The organism is Runella sp. R0.1_18, from assembly GCF_057652155.1.
Map to the genome: position 1 here is coordinate 1 of NZ_JBYFCK010000033.1, position 21,094 is coordinate 21,094.

The following is a 21,094-nucleotide window of genomic DNA, read 5'->3' on the forward strand; positions in this document are numbered from 1 at the left end:
AAATGAATCGGAATATCATTCAAAATATCGAATCTGTCCTACAAGGCTCTTTTCAATGGGCTACCTAAACAGTTACCTATTTTCAATAAATGATATTATAGAATTTAACCTTTGTAAACCATCTATAATCTCAAATTTATCATCATTTGTTTTTGCAAGTAGTATTAGTGGAATAGGGAAGTCGGAAATTATACTATCAATTAAAAATTGCTTTTCATCAACCGTCCAAACTAATTTGCGTTGATACTTTCGATTAACTAAAAATTTTTTTTCTGAGTATTGTCTATAAATTTCTTGAATACTCATTCCTCTTGGTGTCAAGCTCATATATTTGGGATTTGTCGTTTTCTATAATTGCCACTAACGGTTTTGGGCTTTGCGTTCGGGCGGGTTTCGGAGCACAAAACTGTCAACCAGCACTGAACTTGAATAGAAGCACAAAGCTTCAAGTTTGCACGTCACCCCGCCTGACGCAAAACCCGTGTTAGCGGTATGGCGTTTTATTTCTGCCTTACTTGTCATATTGTAGGAAAATGAAAAAGCATTACTTCGATTTGAATTTTCTTATTACTGTCGTCAGGCAAAGAAAATTCGTAATTAATAGAATGTTCGTACGTGTCTATAAGATGTTTGATGAAATTTGGGTGTTTAGTGATTTCCGTTTTAATTGTTGTTACGATACTGGTCATTTCTTTTTGGTCAACAAAAAATATCAATGCTGTTTTAGAGTCTCTGTGCGTTAAGTAGCCCAACAATTGGTCTATGGCTTCCATTAGCTTTTTCTGTCCTTTCCAGAACTTACATTCTGCAACAAAAAGATTCGTCCCGTCTTTGGAATATTTTAGAAGGATATCCGTCTTGCCCTTTTTATTGAAGGCTTCACCAACACCTGTTGTTGCTTCGTATCTTGTTTCAAGGAATAATAAAAAAATATCCCTTAAATCTTCTTCATGTTTATCCTTGTATATTGATGGTTTTCGTTCTATTGCTTTTCCAACATTGTACAAAACTTCTCTAATGTCAGCATAAACTTCCTGTTGAAGAATTGGAACCTTCTCTTTTGCAACTGTTTTGCTTGTTTCTGTTGCAGGAGTTGGAATTGCTTTTTTTACAACTGTCGGAGGAACCAAAAATTCTGTGGATTTTGGATTTACCTTCAACCCTATTTTTTCCATAAAGTCAAACTTCTTAGAAACGACTCCCTTGCGACTTTCCAATGATTGTTGAATTAAATTTTCTAATCCGTCATTCCAAGGTTTTATTTCAGCGTGAACACGAGGCAAGTTTGTCTGCAAAGTTCCGACAATACTATTTACTTGAGAGAAGTATGCGTTTTCATCAAGTTGTGTTAGTGTTATTGTTGCGGTAACGTTAGTTCTGTTAATAGTTGCGCTTTTGTCAAGATAAACTACTGTTGATGAAGAAGGCATGCAGTAAAATAAATCTGCGTTTCCTTCAAATGGAATCGAAACGAAAATTTCAAACACTTTTTGATTGTAATTTTCACCCCAATCATTTCTTCTTTGTCTTGTTGTCTCTTTAGGCTCTGAAGGCTTGGGTTCTCCGATTGTAATAGGATAAATGGTGAACTCTTCTTTAAGTTTCTGAACAAGTGCGGGAATATTTGTACCGTCTGTTATTTCTAATTTGTCAATGCGTTCCAAAAGTGACTTTCTATATGCACTTACAAATTCACTTAAATAATACTTGTTGAATAAATTTCCCATCATTGTTTATGTCTCATTTTTGTCGTTTTACGCTTACCGCTAACTCCCAAATAGACGAAAGTTTTGCAGTATTTTTCGTATTTATTTTAACTATACCAATATTTTATTGCACTTTAGATGTCGTACTTTTTGTATTGTGTACATACATCATCCCAGCAAAAATCTCCAAATCTCGCCCACTTAACAGCCAAAACGACACCAAACACAGTGCTCAACCCAAAACTAATTAAAAGATACAGAGGTAGAAAAAGCAAATGTGTATGCCGTTTTGTAAATATATCCCAAAGATTAGTTGATTTCAAAACTAACTGTCTAAATTCTGAATTTTTTTTTCAAATGGGTGTAGGCCTCTCCTTCGTCGAGGTGACAAAGGGTTTGTTGAGGTGGCAAAGCCTTCGTCGAAGTGACAATGCCTTCGTCGAAGTGACAAAGGGGGCGTCGAGGTGGCAAGTTTAAAACCCTGCTTGTGCCACCATTATTTTTTTGAGTCAATTCCCAGTACCAACGGTATCATAAACGCATTTCGGCCTTCTACTTTTACGGTTTGGGCGATGTTTTCATAGGTGGGTTGCTGGTATTTTTGGGCGGCCAACGTAAAAATCCGCGCGGTGTGTTCGTACGACTGTGCTTTGATTTGTTGGTATTTCCATTCTCTTTGACCGTTCAAATAAGGAACTAAAAACTCCACGCAGGGGCGAATTCCTTTGCCGTCTTTGGTCGTAAAATTCCATAAGTCTGTCTTGGTATGCTCTGCCAAGCGGGCCAGGGTCATAAAACCCCACAAGTTCATATTGGTATAATTCCATGAGAGCGTTCTGGCCAACTCGTGCGGTTGACTTCCGTCGGCTTTGAGTTGGCTTGCCATGCGTTCTTTGGTCACGGTAAGCTGCTTTTCGGCTATTTCTTGGCGGCCACAGGCCAAGGCAAGGGCGACAAGCTGCACGTCATAATACGTCCCGTGGTTGTTGTGTTCGTCGGCTTCATCTTTGCCCAAGTCGCTGGTCATCAGCCATTCCATGTACGACAAAAACCATTTTTTAAGCTCTTGCTGAGTGGCTACGTCCCAATGTTTGGAGCCTGCCAACAACGCTGCCGCGTCGCACACTTTTCCTATTTCACGCGTTTCGATGATACCGATGCCCCTGCCTGTGTTGATGCCAGGAATGCCCTGTCCGTAGTTCAGGTGGGGATTCATGCGGGTTTCAGGGTTCAGAAACCACGTTTTGAGCAGTTTTGCCTCAAATTCGGCGTACTTTTCCTCGCCCGAATAAAAATACGCCAACCCCAAGATCTCCGACTCCGCCATGAGTTTATCAAAATGGTCGTGGTCAGTAATGCCATTGATTTCGGGATTTCGGTCGCCGTCGCGGCGAATGTACGGTTTTCCGTCGGGCTTGGCAGGGTCAGGCCACCAATACGGCGCTTGCGACATATAATCGTGTTTGTCGCCACTAGGTGGCAACGGGATTTTGTCCATCACCGAATACACCTTGTTGTTTTTGATCAGCTGATCGGCTTCTGCCAATAGCTGCCGATAAGCGGCTTTTAATGAGGCGTTTCCCTTAAGAATTAACTGTTTGTTTGTGTTCAAAACTTTGGCATCCATGAGGAGGGTCGCAGGGGATTTTTGACCTCGAACAGACAAAGTCATTGCCAACGACACGATAAATAAAAAAAGGCGGTTGGGATACATAATAATAGAGAAAATGGAAGTACGTACGGGAAAAAGTCGCAGGTTGAATTAAAATACCGTCCCCGATTGAATTTTTGATAACCGACGAATATCCTCTAATTTTAGCGCCGAATCCTAAACATCATTCCATGATTTCTATTTTCAAATGCAAGACTTTGCTAGTCGTAATCGCCGCTGTTGCATCCAACATCGTTGTTGCACAGACGTCCAAAAAAACATCAGGAAACCCCATTTTTGACGGCTGGTATGCCGATCCAGAAGCCGTTATTTTGGGGAAAGAGTACTGGATTTTTCCTACTTTTTCGGCCAAATACAAAGACCAAGTGTTTTTGGATGCGTTTTCATCGAAGGACTTAATCAAATGGGAAAAGCACCCTCGGATTATTGATACCTCCGCAGTGAAGTGGGCAAAAATGGCCATGTGGGCACCTTGTATCGTGCCAAAAGACAACAAATATTTTTTGTTTTTTGCTGCAAATGACATCCAGAGTTCGGAACGCAAAGGGTTTGGAGCTAACAATCCTGATAAAGACGATAAAATCGGAGGCATTGGCATTGGCGTTGCTTCACGTCCCGAAGGGCCGTACAAAGATTATTTGGGCAAACCGCTCATCAATCAGTTTTACAACAAAGCGCAGCCCATCGACCAAGCTGTTTTTAAAGACAAAGATGGGCAGTATTACATCATTTATGGGGGCTGGGGTCGCTGCAATATCGCCAAGTTAAAAGATGATTTTACGGGTCTTATGCCGCTCGAAAACGGCGAAATGGTGAAAGAAATTACGCCCAAAGGCTACGTAGAAGGGCCAATTATGTTTATTCGGAACGGGAAATATTACCTGATGTGGTCGGAAGGCGGCTGGACCAACGGCACCTACAAAGTGGCTTACGGCGTAGCGGACTCGGTTTGGGGGCCATTTGAGAAAAAATCAACGATTTTGGTGGCCGACGAAAAAGTAGCAACGGGCGCAGGGCACCACTCGGTGATTAACATTCCTAAAACTGACGATTGGTACATCGTTTACCACCGCCGCCCAATTCCGAATAAAGACCGCGACCACCGCGTTGTGTGCATCGACCACCTGTATTTCAACGAAGACGGCTCCATCAAAGATGTGAAAATGACGTTTGAGGGAGTTGAAAAACGGACGTTGAAGAAATGATGGTTGATTAATTAAGCAAAAGCAGACTGGCTATCTAATGCTCAAACCCCAGTCCTTTAGGCTGGGGTTTGAGGAGATTCAGCCTATGTTCACAAGAGGCTTGTTTTATTTTGCGCATTTACTTTATTCCCCTTTTTACTCCTTATAAAAAACCCTTTTGACGCGTTCACTAATCCCCGTTAGGATTTCGTACGAAATGGTGCCGATTTGTTCGGAAAGATTGTAAATGGGAAGTGCTGGCCCAAAAATAATGACTTCATCGCCTTCTTCTACTTGTACGCCCGTACTGTCCACCATCGTCATGTCCATGCAGACGTTACCAACCACGGGGCACAAAGCACCATTGATAAGCACTTTGCCAACGCCTTTGCTAAAACGGCGGTCGTAGCCGTCGGCGTAACCAATCGCAATGGTCGCAATCGACGAGGTACGTTCCAAAACACCTTTTCGGCTGTATCCGATGGTCTCGCCTGCGGGTAAATGTTTTACCTGGGACACTACCGTTTTAAACGTTCCAATTTGTTGTAATAAACGCTGTTCTTGACGATTAACCTCCACGCCATACAGCCCAATTCCTAGCCGAACCATGTCAAGCTTATAATCGGGGAAACGAACAATCCCCGCCGAATTGAGAATATGACGCAGCGGGCGATAGCCCAACGCCGCCTCAAGCTGTGCAGCCCCTGCCACAAAACGCTCGTATTGCAGACGTGAAAAATCGTTGTGAATGGCTTCGTCTGCCCCTACCAAATGACTGAAAATAGATGCCACTTTTAAGGTAGGATACGGTGCCAAACGCTCGATAAGGCGGGGTAAATCGGCATCCGTAAAGCCAAGACGGTGCATTCCTGTGTCGAGCTTGAGGTGGATAGGCAACTGTGCGGCGGCAGATTTTTCGGTGATAAATTCGAGCCATTCGGCCAAGATTTTGTGGCTGTAGATTTCGGGCTCTAGTTGAAATTCCAACAACTTATCGAAGGTCGAATGCGACGGATTCATGACCATGATGGGAAGCTCAATCCCGTTTTGACGCAGTGTGACACCTTCGTCGGTATAAGCTACCGCAAGGTAGTCAACGCGGTGAAACTGTAGTAGTTGAGCTACTTCGGCACTCCCACTTCCGTACGCAAAAGCCTTCACCATGACCATGATACGGGTATCGTTGCCAACCCGATTTCGGTAAAAGTTGAGGTTGTGGGTAAGTGCATCAAGGTTGATTTCTAACACCGTACCGTGAACGCGCTGCTGTAGGCGGTTGACAATCCGCTCAAACTGAAAGGGGCGTGCGCCTTTGATAAGCACAATTGCGTCTCTAAAGGCATTGGTGTCTAAGCTGCCCAAAAACTCCGAAGTACTAGGGTAAAATTCGGCAGGAATGCTGATGAGGTGCGCATTACGGGCAAAGGCATCGCCAATAGCAATGAGTTTTTCTACTCTTTTTTGCTGCAAAAGCGTATTGATTTGGGCGTACAACTCCTCTTCTTTTTGTCCCGTTTGAAGCAAATCAGAAAGAATCGCGCATTTGTGCGGGCGTTGTTCTTGTTGGCTTAGAAAATTAAGTGCAATGCTCAGGCCAACGAGGTCGTTGTTGTAGGTGTCGTCAATCAGATAACAATCATTGATGCCTTCCTTGAGTTCAAGACGCATCGAAATGGGTCGTAAACGGGAAATCCGCTGACGAATTTCCCCCGAAGGAATACCCATGTGAAGCATCAAAATCAAACAATGAACGAGGTTCTCGACCGAGGCATCGTCGGTAAATGGCACAGCGAAGAGTTGGTCGTCAAATTTGTTGACCTCCGATTTCATGACAATATAGGTCTGATTGGCATCTTTGTGCCAATCTACTTTGACGGTACAGGTCTCTGAAGTTCCCCAGCTTATTAACTCACAAGTTGGATTTACTGGCTTGAGAATCAGTCTTATTTCTTCGTCAATGTCGGCGTAATCGGCCCGATAAATCAGGTGCTGACTTTGGGTAAACAGCCGAAGCTTTTCTGTTGCCTTTTGTTTCCGACTGCGGAAACCTTCGTCGTGGGCAGAGCCAATATTGGTGAAAATTCCGATGGTGGGGCGAATGATTTCTTGCAAAGCCTTCATCTCGTGCGACTGCGAAATACCCGCCTCAAAAATACCTAGGGTATGCGTATCATTGAGCTGCCACACCGAAAGCGGAACTCCAATTTGAGAATTATAGCTTTTAGGGCTTTTAGCAATCCGAAAATCGGCGCTCATCAACTGGCTCAACCATTCTTTGACAATGGTTTTTCCGTTGCTACCTGTGACGCCAACAACGGGAATATCAAACTGGGTGCGGTGGCGTTTGGCCAGTTCTTGCAGGGCTTTGATGCTATTGTCAACTTCCCAGATTTGGGCATCTTCAAAACTTTCTAACTGGTCGGTAAGGGCATCGGTGAGTGCTTTTTTCTCAACTACAAACTGACGTACACCTTTTTGGTACAAATCACCGAGGTAGTGATGCCCATCGTGGTGTTGGCCTTTGATGGCAAAAAAAAGGGTCTGCTGAGGAAACACCAACTGACGGCTATCGGTCAGCAAGTACGTCGCTGAGGTTTCAATGGGTGTATGTAAGAACGTGGTGGTTATCATTTTCAATAAAAAAAGTAATGCCCCAAAATTAACGTTTCTCTGAATCACCTTTTTGATTATCTTTCGAATAAATTACACTTTACCCAATGTCGCCCGAAAATTATCTATCTAGCAAGGACGCCACGTTGGCGTCTGTCATTGAAGCTACGCCTACTTTTAAAAAAACGGATTGGAACAAAGACTTGTACTTGGCACTTTTGGAAAGTATTGTTTCTCAGCAGATTTCGGTCAAAGCGGCGGATTCGATATTTGCCCGTTTCAGGCTGTTATTTCCTGACCAGTATCCGCATCCAGAACTGCTTTTAGCCCAGACCGACGAACAGCTGCGAAGTGCAGGGCTGTCGTTTCAGAAAATCAATTATCTCCGAAATGTAGCCACGTTTTCGCTCGAAAAAGGCATGGATTATGCGCATTTGGATACGCTGACGGACGACGAAATTGTTGATTATTTGATTCCGATCAAAGGCGTTGGGCGCTGGACAGTCGAAATGCTGCTGATGTTTGTGATGAATCGTCCCGATGTTTTTCCTGTCGATGATTTGGTGATACGTCAAAAAATGGTGAAAGCGTATCAACTAACCGAAACGGGCCGACCTTTATTCAAAAAATTGCACGAAATTGCCGAGCAGTGGCGCCCGCATCGCACCATGGCTTGCCGCTATTTGTGGCGCTGGCAGCCAAACGAGAAATAGTTTGGTCTGTTTTTTGAGGGAAAATTAATTAAAGAAAAACTCATCGAAACTATGGAGGTGAAAATCTTGACCAGTAGTCAATATTTCAAACTTTTGATGTTGATTTATGGAGTCATGCTGTTAGGACAGGTGGGAACGGGAGCGGTCTTCTTTTTTTTAAGAAGCACCCAAGAAGAGGTAATGCAAAACAATGCTGCACTGGGGGAAATCTTTCAATATTTTATTCCAATTTTGATTTTAATGCCCTTTTTGGGGTGGATTTTGTCAAAAAGTACGCTCAAGAAATTGAAAGAAAACGACCCACTTTCTGACAAACTTCGCACGTATCAAAGTACCATTTTGGTAAAATATGCCTTCTTTGAAGGAGCCTCTTTGTTTTCGCTGATTGCTTATTTTTTGACGGGAAAAAACATGTATTTGGGCATAGCAGGGGGGTTGGTGTTGTTCTTTTTGAGTCAAATTCCAACGCCTAAGCGCTTGTCTGCGGAAGTCCCCTTATCGCTCATCGACGAATCGAAATTGAACGACCCTGATGCTGAAGTGGCCGAAGTCCCACTGAAGGATTAAGGATTTGTTCGTACTTTTGCACGCTATGACGCGTCGAGTAACATCATCTACACCCCCTAAACGCCCCCTTCCGCCCGTTGGGTGGGCTATCTTAGTGGGGCTTCTTGTGCTGATTGGAGGGGGAATTTGGTATTATAACCGCCTGAATATCAATCAATGGAGGCATGTGTCGAAATTAGGGATTCGTTTGCCGATGAAATTTCAAATTCATGGTATCGACATCTCAAAACACAATGGCCGCATCAATTGGAATGACCTGCGTGCGATGAGGTTTGAGGATATTCGCCTTCAATTTGTCTATGTGAAAGCGACGGAGGGAACGTCACTGATGGACAAAGACTTCAAAACCAGTTGGCAAAAAGCCGATGAAGTGGGTTTGTATCGGGGGGCATACCATTTTTATATTCCGTGGAAAGCACCAGAACCGCAGTTTGAAAATTTCAAAAAGATGGTCAAACTCAAGCGCGGGGATTTGCCTCCTGTGCTTGATTTTGAAATTGGAACCAACGTTTATTCACGAGAACAAGTAATTGCCAACGTGGGAAAATGGCTTCGTTTGGCCGAAAACTACTACGGTGTTCGACCTATTATTTATACCAATGCTGATTTTTATCGCCGTTATATCAAAGATAACTTAGACCAATACCCGCTTTGGATAGCCGATTATTCGGGCTGGACACTAGACCGCTACGATGATGCTAAAATTCACTTTTGGCAACACTCTAAAAGCGGCTATGTTCATGGCATCAACGGAACAGTTGATTATAACGTTTTTTTAGGGGAGGTCGAAGATTTAAAGCAACTTTGTGTAAAGTGACCAAAAATTAGTACAAATTTTCCAAGTACTTGTATCCGCTTCCCGTATTGATGAGTAAAACACTTTCTGAAGGATCAATGTGTTGGCTTTTTGTTAGTTTTTGTAAGCCTTTGAAAAGCGCAGCGCCTTCAGGTGCTACAAGCAATCCTTCCTGACAAGCTATTTCCTTGACGGTTTGTACCATTTCATCTTCCGAAACGGAGACAGGAATGCCTCCCGATTCACGCAGTACTTCCAACATCAGTGCTTCGGCAAATGGTTGAGGCACTGCGAGGCCATTGGCTACTGAAGGCTTCCCTTGGTATTGGGAGGCATTGGGCTGTTTTTTGTTCCAAGTAGCTACTACTGGGCAACAGTTTTCGGCTTGAATCGCATACATTCTGGGTAATTTGATGGACTCCGAAATCCAACCCAGGGCTCTTAACTCAAAAAATGCCTTCCAAATCCCGATGAGACCTGTTCCGCCCCCAGCAGGGTATAAAATGACGTCGGGCAGTTGCCAGTTAAGTTGTTCGGCAATTTCGTAACCCATTGTTTTTTTCCCTTCCAAACGGTAGGGCTCTTTCATTGTAGAGACATCAAAGTAGCCGTTTTGCGCTTTTAGTTCGGCTACTTTTTTTCCACAATCGCTGATGAGGCCATCTACTAACACAAGGTTAGCACCGTATAACTCACATTCTTCTTTGAAAACTTTGGGGGTATGGCGAGGCATCACAACGGTAGCTTTGATGTTGGCGCTAGCGCAATAAGCGGCCATTGCACCTCCTGCGTTTCCTGCTGTGGGGATGATACAAGCTTCAACCCCAAATTCCTTTGCTTTGGAGATGGCCATACTCAATCCGCGCGCTTTAAAAGAACCTGTCGGGTTGAGGGATTCGTCTTTGAGTAAAAGTTGCCGATAGCCGTGCCGATTTGCCCATTTTTGGAGCGAAAGGATAGGCGTTCCTCCTTCACCAAGTGTTACTTTATGAGCATCATCAAAAAGTGGAAGCATTTCGCGGTAGCGCCACATGGTAAACGGCCGATGTACCAACACCTCGGGAGAAAGAGAGGCGGGAATGTGGTAGGTGGTGAGTAACGGCTTCTGACAACAGGGCGAAAATGTCGCTAAGTTGGTCAGCGAGTAGGTTTGTTGGCATTGACTGCATTGAAGGGCTGAGGCGTGCGATATGGAGGGCTGAAGCGAAATCATCGTCGATGTTTTTTGACAAAACTAAGACGAACATACAGTCCCTGAAAAGTCAGATTTTTGATAGGGTATTCTAAAAATTTATATCCTTCAGGCAATGTTTTACAAACAGTCGAGTTAGCTTGTTATTTTCTTCACCCTGGCGCTGTACAATATAAAAATCGCGGTGAACGTCGAGTCCCGCTAGGTTAATTTGAATTAATTCGCCGTTTTTAAGTTGTTTCTGTACCGATAAGTAGGGTAAAAAGGCAAGACATCCGTTTTCTAAGATGAAGTTTTTGAGGGCTTCAGTTCCCCCAATGATGGCTTGAACGTTTAATTGGTGAGCTGAAATTCCGTGCTGACTAAGTGCATCTGCCACCACAGCCAACGTTCCTGAACCTTTTTCGCGAAAAGCAATGGGAAGGGTGCTGAGTTCATGGAGCGTTCGGGTTGTTTTTTCGGCAAGTGGGCTATGAGCAGCACATACGGCCACGACTTTGTCGCGGAGCCAAAATTGATAGGAGACCGATGTTAATTTATTTTTTCCTTCTACAATCCCCACATCCACTTCGTGGTTGAGAAGCGCTTTAAGAATATTTTCAGAGTTTCGGTTGATGAGTTGTAGGCGGATATGGGGAAAAGAGTGCCGAAACGAAGAAAATATACGGGGCATGAGGTAGAGTGCTACGGTAGTACTTGCCCCTACGACGAGAGCACCTTTGGCTTCTGCTTGGTGACGAAGGGTTGAGATATCAAACTGCAATTCTTGCTTTAAATGCTGAGCTTTGGTAACGTACTCAAACAAGATTTTCCCTTCTTCTGTCAGGCAGATTCCATTGGTTTTACGTTCAAACAACGCGAGGCTGTAAAGTCCCTCTAAGTTTTTGATGTGCTTACTGACAGAGGGCTGAGAGAGGTATAGTTTTTCGGCCGCTTTCGAAAAGTTGAGCTCTTTGGCTACTTCCAGGAAAACAAGGTGAGCAAAGTCTATCATCAAACGTGTGCGTGTTGAACTCGTTGCAATCTACGTCCCTTTTGCATTCGAATGGGCTCAGTCGATAAATAATTTTTCGTAGGGGCTTGTTTTTATGCGCAGGAGCGAGCTACTTTGTTCTTCAGAAGATGATTTAATACTGCTTATTTTTTATGCTAAAAGCCCACCAAATCGTTCGCAATTACGGGAATCTACCTGTTTTAAAAGGGATTGATCTGACGATAAATAAAGGAGAATTAGTAACGATAGTGGGAGCTTCAGGGGCTGGAAAAAGTACCCTTCTTCAGATAGTAGGTACCCTCGACCGCCCTGACAATGGAAAGGTTTGGATAGATGGTACCGACGTATTTGCCCTCAAGGAGAAAGAGTTAGCGGCATTTAGAAACCAAAAAATAGGCTTCATTTTCCAGTTTCATAACTTATTTCCTGAATTTACGGCCCTCGAAAACGTGTGTATGCCTGCTTTTATTGGGGGAAAATCGCCCGAAGCTACAATTAAAAGCCGTGGAGCCGAATTGTTAGAAATGCTTGGTCTTAAAGACCGTATGCAACATTTGCCTTCGCAGTTGTCGGGCGGAGAACAGCAGCGGGTAGCCGTGGCGCGGGCGCTTATTAATAACCCTGCCATTGTCTTTGCCGATGAGCCAAGCGGCAATTTAGATTCCAAAAATGCCGAAGATTTGCACCAACTTTTCTTTAAACTTCGTACCGAATTGCGTCAAACGTTTGTGATAGTAACCCACAACGAACACCTCGCCGATCTTGCCGACCGTAAGTTAGAAATGCTTGATGGGCTCTTACGCTTGTAGCTGATAGGGGTATTAGTAAAACTACTGTTCGCTACTAAGCTGAAGCATGGCTTTTCGGATGGCTTCATTTTTGCGTTTGCGTTGTAAGACCGTAGGGGCAGCCATGCGTTCTTTGCAGTCAAACGAAGGACAACGTTCGCAGGTTTCGTTGACTTCGCGTTTGGGGATGTCGGCATTGTTCAAAAACTTAATTTTTGCACGTACATTATTGTCCAAACGGATACCCATCGAAACGCTTACGTTGAGGTTGGGAGTTGGTGACATCGGCTTGGCAAAAGCCACCACAAAGTATTCGTCTTGGGTGTCCATATAATGCGAAATCTGCATTCGACACAGTGTATGTTGATATTGGCTTTTTGACTGTAATTCAGCGAGTTCCTGCAAAATTGTCAACGCTACCCAGCGGCGGCAGTAGTGTTCGTCGCGTACGGTGTGGGGGTTGTGTTTGCGGGCGATGTGCATTTCTTTGGTGAGGTCGAAGCGATTCTGACCCGCAAAATTGTTGAAACGCAAAAAGAACAATTGACTGATTCCAAAGTACTTAGGGAGAATATTACTTAGCCGATAGCAGAAAGACTCGGGTGTACTGTGGAAATATTCGATTAGTTGGACGAGGGCTTCTCCGTCAAATTGGGGTTGCTCAAAAAAGTGACTTAGTTTTTTTGCCAGTACCTTTCCTTTGATAATGATTGCACTTGCAAAATAAGAGGCTTTGTAGTTGTTCAGAAGCTGTTCAAACGACTCTGCTTCCACTAAGTGTGTGGTATTGAGGCGGTTCTTGAGCTTCATGTACTGGTACCCTAATTCCCGACCATAAATAAAAGCGCGCTGATTGGCATCGAGTTGGGGGCTTATCAATAACCGTAATTTATCACCTCGTGGAACCAGCATCGACCGAATACCGATGAGTTCGGGGTATTTTTTTTCGTCAATAAATTGAATTTCGTAAGGGTAATTTTTAACCAACAAATCCGCCAAGTATTTATCGTTCAAAATCAACTCCTCAGGGACTTGGTAGTGGGCCAAAAATTGCTCGGCTTCTTGTTCCAAATCCTCAAAATAATTGTCGTACATCTCTTGGTACGTGCGCAAAGCCGAAAAGTAAAATTGCTCAACCGACATGTTGTAGTTGCGGGCAATTTCGATCAGCGTTCCGATAAAAGCACTGAGCTTCGTGGGGGCATCGGAGAGCATTTCGAGCAAGTCGGCGGGGTCGATGCCAAACAAATCTAAGGGAAGTTCGGTCAGGATATTTGACTGAAGCAGCTCCGAAATAGGTTCTAATTTTTTACTGAGTTTAATCGAAACCAACGAATCATATTCTACTTCAAGGGCACGAGAAAGTGCAATGATTTTGTCAGATTTAGGATATTTTTTTCCTTTTTCAATTTCATTGATGTAAGAAATAGAAAGCCCCGTGCGCTGCGACAAGTCGCTGAGAGACAGAGATTTGTCGAGGCGAAGTTGTTTCAGTTTAAGTCCAAAAACGAGGCGAATATTATCTTGGTTCAGTGGCACTTGATGAGCGGATGAGTAAAACATGAGGAACTCGAAAACCTAGGCTTCGCTTTCCTATTGATTGATTTGGGTAAATTTAGCACTTTTTCTTTAATCACCATAGCCGCCGCCCCCTGGGGTTTCGATGCAAAGCGTATCGCCCGTATCGACTTCGACGCTGCAAATCCCCGCCAAGACTTCTTGAGTTCCGTCGGTACGGGTTAGGGTTTGCTGGCCTACTTGGCCATTTTGGCCTCCTGCGAGTCCATAAGGAGGCACAATGCGGTGTTGAGTGATGAGTGTCACGCGCAACGGAGCCAAAAAGGTAACCTCTCGAACGATTCCATCGCCACCTTTCCAGCGTCCCTGCCCACCCGAATGCGCCCGAATAGCGAAGTTTTTGAGTCGGACAGGATAACGCCGTTCGAGTTCTTCAGGGTCAGTGATACGGGTATTGGTCATGTGTTGGTGAACAGCTGAACGGCCGTCAGCGCCTTGGCTTGCACCCGTCCCGCCGCAAATGGTTTCGTAGTAGCCAAAAGCACTATTTCCAAACAAAAAGTTATTCATTGTCCCTTGGCTACAAGCCGATAACTCAAAGGCTTTGAGGAGGGTATCTACTAATCGCTGACTGACTTCCGTATTGCCCCCCACCACGGCAGGACATTTGGTGGCTTCATCGCTGAAAACGGGATGCAAAAAGCTGTTTTCAGGTAAGCAAACCTCCACGCCTTGCATCAGTCCTTCATTGAGCGGAATGTTTTTGTTGACCAGCAAACGAAGAACGTACAAAATGGCACTGTAAATGATGGAGACGTTGGCATTGAGGTTGTTAGGGTGGCAGTTAGAAGTGCCCGTAAAATCAAACACAATTCCTTCCGTAGCGTGTGGCTGTATTGAGACCTGAATGCGATGCCCGTCGTCGAGCAATTCGGATGCCTCAAAAACGCGGTTTTTATACGGTAAAAAAGCGTGTTGGAGGGCTTCAAAAGCGTTGCTTTTCAGTAACTTCATGTACCGATGCACCTTTGCCAAACCATGCTGTTCGACCAGCTGTTGTAGTGCCAATTCGCCCGAGCGAAGGGAAGCCAAAGCAGCGTTGATGTCGGCAATATTTTCGGTTAAAGCGCGGGTAGGGTAGGGAGCATTGGTGAAGAGTTCGGTAACGGTTTCCCACTGCATTTCACCATTTTTAACCAAATACGTTGGTAATAAAACGACTCCTTCTTCCACCAACGACGTTGCATCGGGAGGCATAGAGCCTGGCGTTTTTCCGCCTATTTCGGCGTGGTGGGCGCGGTTGATGGCATAGCCGATGAGCTCGCCTGCGGGGGTAAAAATCCCCGACAAAAGGGTCACATCGGGCAAATGAGAACCGCCGTATTTGGGGTGATTGGTAATGATAACATCACCTACGCCAATGTTGATTTTTTCGCGAACAAGCCGCGCACAAATTCCCAAACTTCCCAAATGCACAGGAATGTGCGGCGCATTGACCAATAACTCAGCATCGGCATCTAGCAATGCACACGAAAAATCAAGGCGTTCTTTGACATTGACCGAAAAAGCTGTTCGCTGTAATTGAGCGCCCATTTCTTCCGCAATCGCCATAAAACGATTGGTAAATAGCTCTAATTCAATGGCTTCACTTTGGGCGTCCACGATGTTGTTTCGTTGTCCTACCAAACTAACAACCACGTCGGTAGTAGGCGTGATGACAGCTTGCCAGCCTTCGGGGATAAAACTGGTAGAAGTAGTATTGAGCAACACCGCAGGCCCCGAAAAGTAATCGCCTGCTTTCAATTGATTCCAGTCGTAGGCGGGGTATTTTGCTTGGTGAATGGGACTGGCAAGTTGTTGTAATTGAGCAGTTTCGGCTTGCGCTTGGATGGGAGATTTTTCCGAAACGACAACTTTGATGCTTTCTATCTCAATGGTTAGGTTGTTGGGACAGTAGCCAAACAAACGGCGGTATTTATCGTAAAAATAACCCTCAATTTCGTCCAAAGTAAGGGCTTTCTGCGCGGCGACGGCTACCTCTATGGTACTTTCTTGGCCTTTGAAACGTAAATACAACAAAGCGAGTGCATTTTCTTTGTCAACCAGTTCTGTACCGTCTTGCTGGAGAAGCTGAGTGCCTTGTTCGGTGAGGTGGGTCAAACGAGCAAAAAGCGACGCATGTATTTCAGCCAAAGGCAAAAGTACTTGCTGATTAACAATGCGTTGGGCAGAAGCTTGTCCCATTCCGTAAGCACTCAGAAGCCCCGCATCGTAGGGGAGAATAACGGTTGAAATACCGAGAATTTCGGCCAACTGGCAACCGTGTAACCCACCTGCTCCTCCAAAAGTAAGGAGAGGATATTCTTTGGGTGAAAAGCCTTTGGCGACCGAAATCCGACGGATGGCTTCGGCCATTTTTTCGTTGGCAATTTGTTCAAATCCCCTCAGTAATTCTTCTTCCGAAATTAATTGTTGGTTTTTGGTAAAAATCTGATGTTGAATGCCTTGGAGGGCCTCTTTGGCTTTGTCAAGGCGAACGGGAATTCCAAAACGGGAAGTATCGAGTTTGCCTAAAAGTAGGTTGACATCAGTGATGGTCAATGGCCCTCCTGCTCCGTAACACGCGGGGCCAGGGTAAGCACCTGCGCTTTCGGGGCCGACGCGTAGTTGATGCCCATCAAACGTGCAAATGGAACCACCACCAGCCGCCACGGTTTCGATGGCGAGGGTAGGATTGTGGAGCTCGATGCCTTCGATTTTGGTGATAAATTCTAAGTCTAGCTTTCCGTCAAAACGTGCGGTATCGGTGCTGGTGCCACCCATGTCGAAGGTCAAACAGCGCTTAAAACCAAGGCGTTGGGCAATGGCCGCTGCGCCTACCATTCCGCCCGCTGGGCCGCTTAGGAGGCTGTCTTTGGCCTGAAAACTTTCGGCACTTACCAAGCCACCCGCGCTGGTCATTACCTTGACCGAGTGATTGGAATGGACGCTGTTTTCTTGACGAAAAGAGGCGATGATGTTGTTTAAATAATCCGAAAGAATCGGTTGTAGGTAGGCGTTGACGAGGGCAGTTTGGGTACGTTTTAGGTAATTGATCCCCGCGTATAAATCGGTTGAACTACTGACGTAGCGGTGGCCTTGCGCCAAGAAATGACGTTGGACAGTTTGTTCGTGCGCGGGGTTTCGGTAACTGTTTAAGAAAGAAATAGCAATGGATTCTCCAGCGGTTTTACTAGAAAGAGGCAATGTAAGTGCTTCTATTTCAGTGCCTGAGGCGTCGAGTCGCTCTTCTACCTCAACTACTTGATGGTACAAAAGCGTTGGTTCAGGAATGGCAATTTGGAACAAATTAGGGCGTTGTTGCGTCCCGATTCGCAGCAAATCTTTGAACCCTTTGGTTACAAAAAGCGTCACCTTTGCGCCTTTTCGCTCCAAAAGAGCATTTGTCCCCTTGGTCGTGCCAAGCCGCATCGATAAGGGCGGAAAAGCGGCATCGAGCGGCGTTTGGGTCACAATCCTTGTCGCCAATACAGGCGCTTCTTCGTGGGTTGTAATTTCAAAATCGACGGAGTCGCCGCCCAAGTAGAGGTCATGGGAAAGTGTCAGAACATTATCTTCAACCGCCGTTATGTGGAGAAAGTCGGTCTGCCCAACGATTCGGAAAGAAAAACCAACAATTAATTTAGGGGGAAATGCCCAAGACGAGGAAATTTGGACTTGATGCGAGGCTACTTTTCGTTCAATTCTACCTCGTAAAAAACTGCTACTAAGTACTTTGGTTCGGAGAAGGTCTTGAGAAGGAGTAAGCGCAAGGCAGTCGGTAAAAGTACCGCCTGTGTCAATCCAAATGTGCCACATAATGAGGGTGCTGAAGGATTAAGCCGTAAGGGCTTTTATGATTTCTTTTAAAGCTTTGAGTATTTTAAAAAGGTCGTACAGGTGCTCGGTAGTGGCATCGTAACCTCTTGAAATACAATAGAATTTTTCTTGTAAAACTAGGAAATACCAATCTCTACCCAAGACATAGCAACCATACATGGGTTGCTGGTGGTTATTGATGGCTTGTCCTACCAGCATAGCGGCTAATGTTTGCGCCAACGGGTCACCATTGGGGTCTCTTTCCCGTTTAAATTCTTGAAAACAAAAAAAAGGAGACTCTGGGTCGCGAAAACCTGAGGCAATCATTTCGTCAGGTTTGCCAAACAAGAGTATATTTTGACCTTGTTCCGTGGTTAAGACGCTAGAGATACGTCGTTCGGCAAAAAGATTAAAACGATAAGGTTCCGTAAAATTTATCAAACTGAAAATAGGTCCAATAAAGTGCAGGCTCAAGTCTTGTTCGTTCCACGAAGTAACGTTTGTCGTGAGGAGTTGCTGAAAAATGGGCAAGGTTAATGTTTCTGCTTGGGTTAATTCCTGAGTTATACTTCGATTTAACCAAGTATCTAAGCTGTCGAGCTGATTTACTTGCCTCAATCCAAAGTTTTTCTCAAGATAAACCAGTGTACAATCACCAAATGACTTTTCTTGTGTTTCCATTTTTTCTTTATTGAAAGTGCTTAAACAAAGTTACAGCTTTCTCATTTTCGTTTACGGCTAACTTGCCCTTGCGTGAGCCAAAGAAATAAAACGGTGACACTTACCAAATAAATCACGTTGCGGGAATCGACCAAACCACGACCCAAATCAGCGTATTGTTGGTCGAGCGAAATCCACGAAATTGGATACGACAAAGAACCCCAAAAATCAAGCTTTGCCACGGCACCTATGCCCGCAAAAAGTAAAAAGCTGATAAAAACGCCTAATACAAAAGCGACGATTTGGTTGTCGCTAAGGGAAGACGCCCATAATCCAACGGCGACAAAAACAGCCGCTAATAAAACCAAACCAATGTATGAACCAAAAACAGCGCCAGAGTCCACATTTCCCACAGGGCTACCTAGTTGATACACAGTGATGTAGTATAAAATGGTAGGAGCTAGGGTAAGAATAATCAATACCCAATCGGCCAGAAACTTCCCAATAACAAGGTTCCAATCGCTCAATGGTTTGGTGAGCAACAACTCTATCGTCCCGTTGCGAAATTCTTCAGCCAACGACCGCATCGTAACGGCAGGGACAAGAAAAAGCAAGACAAAAGGAGTAAGGTTGAAAAACGAAGTCAGGTCGGCATATCCATAATTGAGGAGATTGGTATCAGGAAATACCCACATCAATAGCCCTACGGCAGTCAGAAATACCGCCATGACGATATAGGCCGTCAGGGAGCTGAAAAAGGCATTGATTTCTTTTTGGAAAATGGCAAACATTATTAACTAATTACGAATTGGGAATTACGAACAGAGGTCCATTTGTTTATCCGTGTGCTAAAATCGTCGATAATAGAACACGGATGGCTTGGATTTGACACAGATTGTTATTCAAAATCAAAGGGTTTGTCTTTTTTCATAATGGCAGAAACAATCAATGAAATGATAAATCCCATAAGGATAGCCATAAAGATGCCAAGCGCGAAAGTGATGCCAGGCGTTGAAAATTTAGCGCTCATTTCTATCGCAGCATCAATCTGGGCATCGTCCATGCCACGGTTTTCTAAGTCTTCTCTGGTTTTATCCAGAATTTGTTGACGTAAAGTAGGATCCACAAATTCGTTGTAAATATAATTGTAAACCCCTGCCAAGAAGCCACCAATACCCGACAATAAGGCGCCGATGCCAAGACCTTGGCCATAAGACATAAAGCCACCGTTTTGGGTACGAAATTCTTTCATAGCCATTACCATCGCAAGGATAGGAATGATAATGCCCATCCAAGCGAGTCCTGGGTTAGTTACTTGTCCTGTTACGTAAATAAGGGTACTAAAAATCATTGAACCAATTCCTGAAATAGCACCCCATTTTAAGGCGGCGCGGGCTGTAGTAGGTTGTTGTTCCATAAAGTAGCTTAGTTTAGTGGTAATTAATCTTGAAGTTTGCGTTTCAATTCAAAACTTTCTCCTAAATACAAACGACGCACTTGTGGGTCGGCGGCGAGTTCCTCGGGTGTTCCTTGTTTTAAGATTTTACCTTCAAACAACAAATAGGCACGGTCGGTGATGGAGAGCGTTTCGGATACGTTGTGGTCGGTGATAAGAATACCAATGTTTTTGAATTTTAATTTTGAAACAATGGTCTGAATGTCTTCGACGGCAATGGGGTCAACGCCAGCAAATGGTTCATCGAGCAAAATAAACTTAGGGTCAACGGCCAGACAACGCGCAATTTCCGTCCGCCGACGTTCTCCCCCCGATAGCACCATCCCTTTGTTTTTGCGGACGTGCGTCAGGCTAAATTCTTCTAGTAGTTCTTCACATTTGGCTTTTTGATCGGCTTTGCTTAGGTTGGTCATTTCAAGGACGGCGATGATGTTTTCTTCGACGGTCAGGGTTCTAAACACAGAAGCTTCCTGCGCCAAATAGCCAATTCCCAAGCGGGCACGCTTGTACATGGGCAAATCGGTGATTTCCTTATCGTCGATATAAACATGGCCGCTGTTGGGTTTGACAAGCCCCGTTGCCATGTAAAACGATGTCGTTTTCCCTGCTCCGTTTGGCCCCAACAATCCAACAATTTCACCCTGCCCAACTTGGTAGCTGACGTTGTTGTTAACAAGGCGTGAACCGTATTTTTTTATCAAATTTTCTGTTCTGAGAATCATAGTAGTCTGTTCGGTCAGGCAGCTTTTAATTGCAAGTCAAAGTAAGAAAGCAATGCTACTAATTGTTCTGAAAGTTCTTGTTTGAGTTTGCGATATTGCTCAATTGTAAAACTGTCAGGGTTTTCCAAACTTGAATGAAAAAGGATTGCTTGGTTAACACGTCTAATTTTTTCAAGGGTATGAAATATTTCGATGTCATGTTCGCTTTGGATTTCCATCATCTGAAAAGTTAAGTTCAATAATGCCTTTATTACGATGCTTTCGATCTGTACCAAATAAAAATAGCCACTCTTTTTTATCGAATTCACTTCGGAAGTAGTCTGTATGTGTTGGCGGATACTCTCTTAAAAAGTAATAGTCAACCCATTTAAATTCCCTTTTTAAATTCCTAAATAAGACTTCATGTTGACTAAAAGATGTATTGTCAATTAGGGTAAGTACATCTATATCATTTGGTAAACTTTTTTTCGTCACAAAACTTCCATCAATCCACTGACTAAATTTTCCTAACTTCAATTGAAGCATTGTATCTATGAATAGTAAATAATCTTTCCAAATCGTTTCCCTGCGTTCGTTTGTTACAAACAATGTCTCCATGCTATGCAATTGCATTGGTATGAGCTCATATGGGATTAAATTTCCAAATGTATCGAACATA

Annotated in this window: 20 protein-coding genes; 5 read left to right on the forward strand and 15 right to left on the reverse strand. The window is 44.2% G+C overall.

What is annotated here, in order from left to right:
- Positions 1–72: 72 nt before the first annotated feature.
- From AC23P2_RS29230 to AC23P2_RS29245, 4 genes are all read right to left on the reverse strand, one after another.
- A complete protein-coding gene (locus AC23P2_RS29230) occupies positions 73–327 on the reverse strand; it encodes a DUF262 domain-containing protein (RefSeq protein ID WP_487776481.1) in 255 nt (84 codons plus the stop codon).
- Between the two features lie 33 nt (positions 328–360).
- Positions 361–522 carry a hypothetical protein gene (locus AC23P2_RS29235; protein ID WP_487776482.1) on the reverse strand — a complete coding sequence of 54 codons (162 nt, stop codon included), beginning with the start codon at positions 520–522 and terminating at the stop codon, positions 361–363.
- On the reverse strand, positions 519–1,730 hold the full coding sequence (locus AC23P2_RS29240) for a hypothetical protein (protein WP_487776483.1): 1,212 nt from the start codon (positions 1,728–1,730) through the stop codon (positions 519–521). Before AC23P2_RS29240 ends, AC23P2_RS29235 begins: the two co-directional genes overlap by 4 nt.
- A 472-nt stretch (positions 1,731–2,202) precedes the next feature.
- Positions 2,203–3,420, reverse strand: coding sequence for an alginate lyase family protein (locus AC23P2_RS29245; RefSeq protein ID WP_487776484.1), 1,218 nt, complete (start codon positions 3,418–3,420; stop codon positions 2,203–2,205).
- A gap of 128 nt (positions 3,421–3,548) precedes the next feature.
- On the opposite strand from AC23P2_RS29245, the gene AC23P2_RS29250 reads away from it, so the two are divergent.
- Complete coding sequence (locus AC23P2_RS29250; protein ID WP_487776485.1) at positions 3,549–4,583, forward strand: glycoside hydrolase family 43 protein; 1,035 nt, start codon at positions 3,549–3,551, stop codon at positions 4,581–4,583.
- A 135-nt stretch (positions 4,584–4,718) separates the two neighbouring features.
- Here AC23P2_RS29250 and AC23P2_RS29255 read toward each other — a convergent pair whose 3' ends face one another.
- Positions 4,719–7,193 (reverse strand): bifunctional UDP-N-acetylmuramoyl-tripeptide:D-alanyl-D-alanine ligase/alanine racemase, encoded by a 2,475-nt coding sequence (locus AC23P2_RS29255; protein ID WP_487776486.1) that lies wholly within the window; start codon positions 7,191–7,193, stop codon positions 4,719–4,721.
- A gap of 86 nt (positions 7,194–7,279) precedes the next feature.
- Here AC23P2_RS29255 and AC23P2_RS29260 point away from each other — a divergent pair, with 86 nt between their 5' ends.
- From AC23P2_RS29260 to AC23P2_RS29270, 3 genes are read left to right on the forward strand one after another with little or no spacing between them, the layout of a single operon-like run.
- Positions 7,280–7,885, forward strand: a complete 606-nt coding sequence (locus tag AC23P2_RS29260) for a DNA-3-methyladenine glycosylase family protein (protein WP_487776487.1) — start codon at positions 7,280–7,282, stop codon at positions 7,883–7,885.
- A gap of 51 nt (positions 7,886–7,936) precedes the next feature.
- The gene (locus AC23P2_RS29265; RefSeq protein ID WP_487776488.1) at positions 7,937–8,452 is read left to right on the forward strand and encodes a hypothetical protein; all 516 of its coding nucleotides are present in this window, start codon (positions 7,937–7,939) and stop codon (positions 8,450–8,452) included.
- Positions 8,453–8,477: 25 nt separating this feature from the next.
- Positions 8,478–9,269, forward strand: a complete 792-nt coding sequence (locus AC23P2_RS29270) for a glycoside hydrolase family 25 protein (protein ID WP_487776489.1) — start codon at positions 8,478–8,480, stop codon at positions 9,267–9,269.
- A gap of 7 nt (positions 9,270–9,276) precedes the next feature.
- Here AC23P2_RS29270 and AC23P2_RS29275 read toward each other — a convergent pair whose 3' ends face one another.
- Entirely contained in the window at positions 9,277–10,461 is a 1,185-nt protein-coding gene (locus AC23P2_RS29275) for a threonine synthase (RefSeq protein WP_487776490.1), read from the reverse strand.
- Between the two features lie 70 nt (positions 10,462–10,531).
- Complete coding sequence (locus tag AC23P2_RS29280; protein ID WP_487776491.1) at positions 10,532–11,434, reverse strand: LysR substrate-binding domain-containing protein; 903 nt, start codon at positions 11,432–11,434, stop codon at positions 10,532–10,534.
- A gap of 152 nt (positions 11,435–11,586) precedes the next feature.
- Between AC23P2_RS29280 and AC23P2_RS29285 the strand changes: the two genes are divergently transcribed.
- The gene (locus AC23P2_RS29285; RefSeq protein WP_487776492.1) at positions 11,587–12,243 is read left to right on the forward strand and encodes an ABC transporter ATP-binding protein; all 657 of its coding nucleotides are present in this window, start codon (positions 11,587–11,589) and stop codon (positions 12,241–12,243) included.
- 21 nt (positions 12,244–12,264) lie between these two features.
- Here AC23P2_RS29285 and AC23P2_RS29290 read toward each other — a convergent pair whose 3' ends face one another.
- From AC23P2_RS29290 to AC23P2_RS29325, 8 genes are all read right to left on the reverse strand, one after another.
- The gene (locus AC23P2_RS29290; protein WP_487776493.1) at positions 12,265–13,785 is read right to left on the reverse strand and encodes a helix-turn-helix domain-containing protein; all 1,521 of its coding nucleotides are present in this window, start codon (positions 13,783–13,785) and stop codon (positions 12,265–12,267) included.
- A 66-nt stretch (positions 13,786–13,851) separates the two neighbouring features.
- The gene (locus AC23P2_RS29295) at positions 13,852–17,598 is read right to left on the reverse strand and encodes a hydantoinase B/oxoprolinase family protein (protein ID WP_487776494.1); all 3,747 of its coding nucleotides are present in this window, start codon (positions 17,596–17,598) and stop codon (positions 13,852–13,854) included.
- An 18-nt stretch (positions 17,599–17,616) separates the two neighbouring features.
- Positions 17,617–18,279: a hypothetical protein gene (locus AC23P2_RS29300; protein ID WP_487776495.1), complete on the reverse strand. Its 663-nt coding sequence runs from the start codon at positions 18,277–18,279 to the stop codon at positions 17,617–17,619.
- Between the two features lie 41 nt (positions 18,280–18,320).
- A complete protein-coding gene (gene gldF / locus AC23P2_RS29305) occupies positions 18,321–19,049 on the reverse strand; it encodes a gliding motility-associated ABC transporter permease subunit GldF (protein WP_487776496.1) in 729 nt (242 codons plus the stop codon).
- A 107-nt stretch (positions 19,050–19,156) separates the two neighbouring features.
- Positions 19,157–19,675: a DUF4199 domain-containing protein gene (locus AC23P2_RS29310; protein WP_487776497.1), complete on the reverse strand. Its 519-nt coding sequence runs from the start codon at positions 19,673–19,675 to the stop codon at positions 19,157–19,159.
- A gap of 23 nt (positions 19,676–19,698) precedes the next feature.
- Entirely contained in the window at positions 19,699–20,436 is a 738-nt protein-coding gene (gene lptB, locus AC23P2_RS29315) for an LPS export ABC transporter ATP-binding protein (protein ID WP_028526415.1), read from the reverse strand.
- Between the two features lie 14 nt (positions 20,437–20,450).
- Positions 20,451–20,657 (reverse strand): hypothetical protein, encoded by a 207-nt coding sequence (locus tag AC23P2_RS29320; RefSeq protein ID WP_487776498.1) that lies wholly within the window; start codon positions 20,655–20,657, stop codon positions 20,451–20,453.
- Positions 20,632–21,093, reverse strand: coding sequence for a DUF6932 family protein (locus AC23P2_RS29325; RefSeq protein WP_487776524.1), 462 nt, complete (start codon positions 21,091–21,093; stop codon positions 20,632–20,634). The genes AC23P2_RS29320 and AC23P2_RS29325 overlap by 26 nt, the downstream gene beginning before the upstream one ends.
- Position 21,094: the final 1 nt, after the last annotated feature.

Excerpts from the sequence above, each read along its gene's own strand:
- AC23P2_RS29230 (WP_487776481.1), bottom strand. The coding sequence starts at position 327 with ATGAGCTTGACACCAAGAGGAATGAGTATTCAAGAAATTTATAGACAA.
- AC23P2_RS29235 (WP_487776482.1), bottom strand. The coding sequence starts at position 522 with ATGACAAGTAAGGCAGAAATAAAACGCCATACCGCTAACACGGGTTTT.
- AC23P2_RS29240 (WP_487776483.1), bottom strand. The coding sequence starts at position 1,730 with ATGATGGGAAATTTATTCAACAAGTATTATTTAAGTGAATTTGTAAGT.
- AC23P2_RS29245 (WP_487776484.1), bottom strand. The coding sequence starts at position 3,420 with ATGTATCCCAACCGCCTTTTTTTATTTATCGTGTCGTTGGCAATGACT.
- AC23P2_RS29250 (WP_487776485.1), top strand. The coding sequence starts at position 3,549 with ATGATTTCTATTTTCAAATGCAAGACTTTGCTAGTCGTAATCGCCGCT.
- AC23P2_RS29255 (WP_487776486.1), bottom strand. The coding sequence starts at position 7,193 with ATGATAACCACCACGTTCTTACATACACCCATTGAAACCTCAGCGACG.
- AC23P2_RS29260 (WP_487776487.1), top strand. The coding sequence starts at position 7,280 with ATGTCGCCCGAAAATTATCTATCTAGCAAGGACGCCACGTTGGCGTCT.
- AC23P2_RS29265 (WP_487776488.1), top strand. The coding sequence starts at position 7,937 with ATGGAGGTGAAAATCTTGACCAGTAGTCAATATTTCAAACTTTTGATG.
- AC23P2_RS29270 (WP_487776489.1), top strand. The coding sequence starts at position 8,478 with ATGACGCGTCGAGTAACATCATCTACACCCCCTAAACGCCCCCTTCCG.
- AC23P2_RS29275 (WP_487776490.1), bottom strand. The coding sequence starts at position 10,461 with ATGATTTCGCTTCAGCCCTCCATATCGCACGCCTCAGCCCTTCAATGC.
- AC23P2_RS29280 (WP_487776491.1), bottom strand. The coding sequence starts at position 11,434 with ATGATAGACTTTGCTCACCTTGTTTTCCTGGAAGTAGCCAAAGAGCTC.
- AC23P2_RS29285 (WP_487776492.1), top strand. The coding sequence starts at position 11,587 with ATGCTAAAAGCCCACCAAATCGTTCGCAATTACGGGAATCTACCTGTT.
- AC23P2_RS29290 (WP_487776493.1), bottom strand. The coding sequence starts at position 13,785 with ATGTTTTACTCATCCGCTCATCAAGTGCCACTGAACCAAGATAATATT.
- AC23P2_RS29295 (WP_487776494.1), bottom strand. The coding sequence starts at position 17,598 with ATGTGGCACATTTGGATTGACACAGGCGGTACTTTTACCGACTGCCTT.
- AC23P2_RS29300 (WP_487776495.1), bottom strand. The coding sequence starts at position 18,279 with ATGGAAACACAAGAAAAGTCATTTGGTGATTGTACACTGGTTTATCTT.
- gldF (WP_487776496.1), bottom strand. The coding sequence starts at position 19,049 with ATGTTTGCCATTTTCCAAAAAGAAATCAATGCCTTTTTCAGCTCCCTG.
- AC23P2_RS29310 (WP_487776497.1), bottom strand. The coding sequence starts at position 19,675 with ATGGAACAACAACCTACTACAGCCCGCGCCGCCTTAAAATGGGGTGCT.
- lptB (WP_028526415.1), bottom strand. The coding sequence starts at position 20,436 with ATGATTCTCAGAACAGAAAATTTGATAAAAAAATACGGTTCACGCCTT.
- AC23P2_RS29320 (WP_487776498.1), bottom strand. The coding sequence starts at position 20,657 with ATGATGGAAATCCAAAGCGAACATGACATCGAAATATTTCATACCCTT.
- AC23P2_RS29325 (WP_487776524.1), bottom strand. The coding sequence starts at position 21,093 with ATGTTCGATACATTTGGAAATTTAATCCCATATGAGCTCATACCAATG.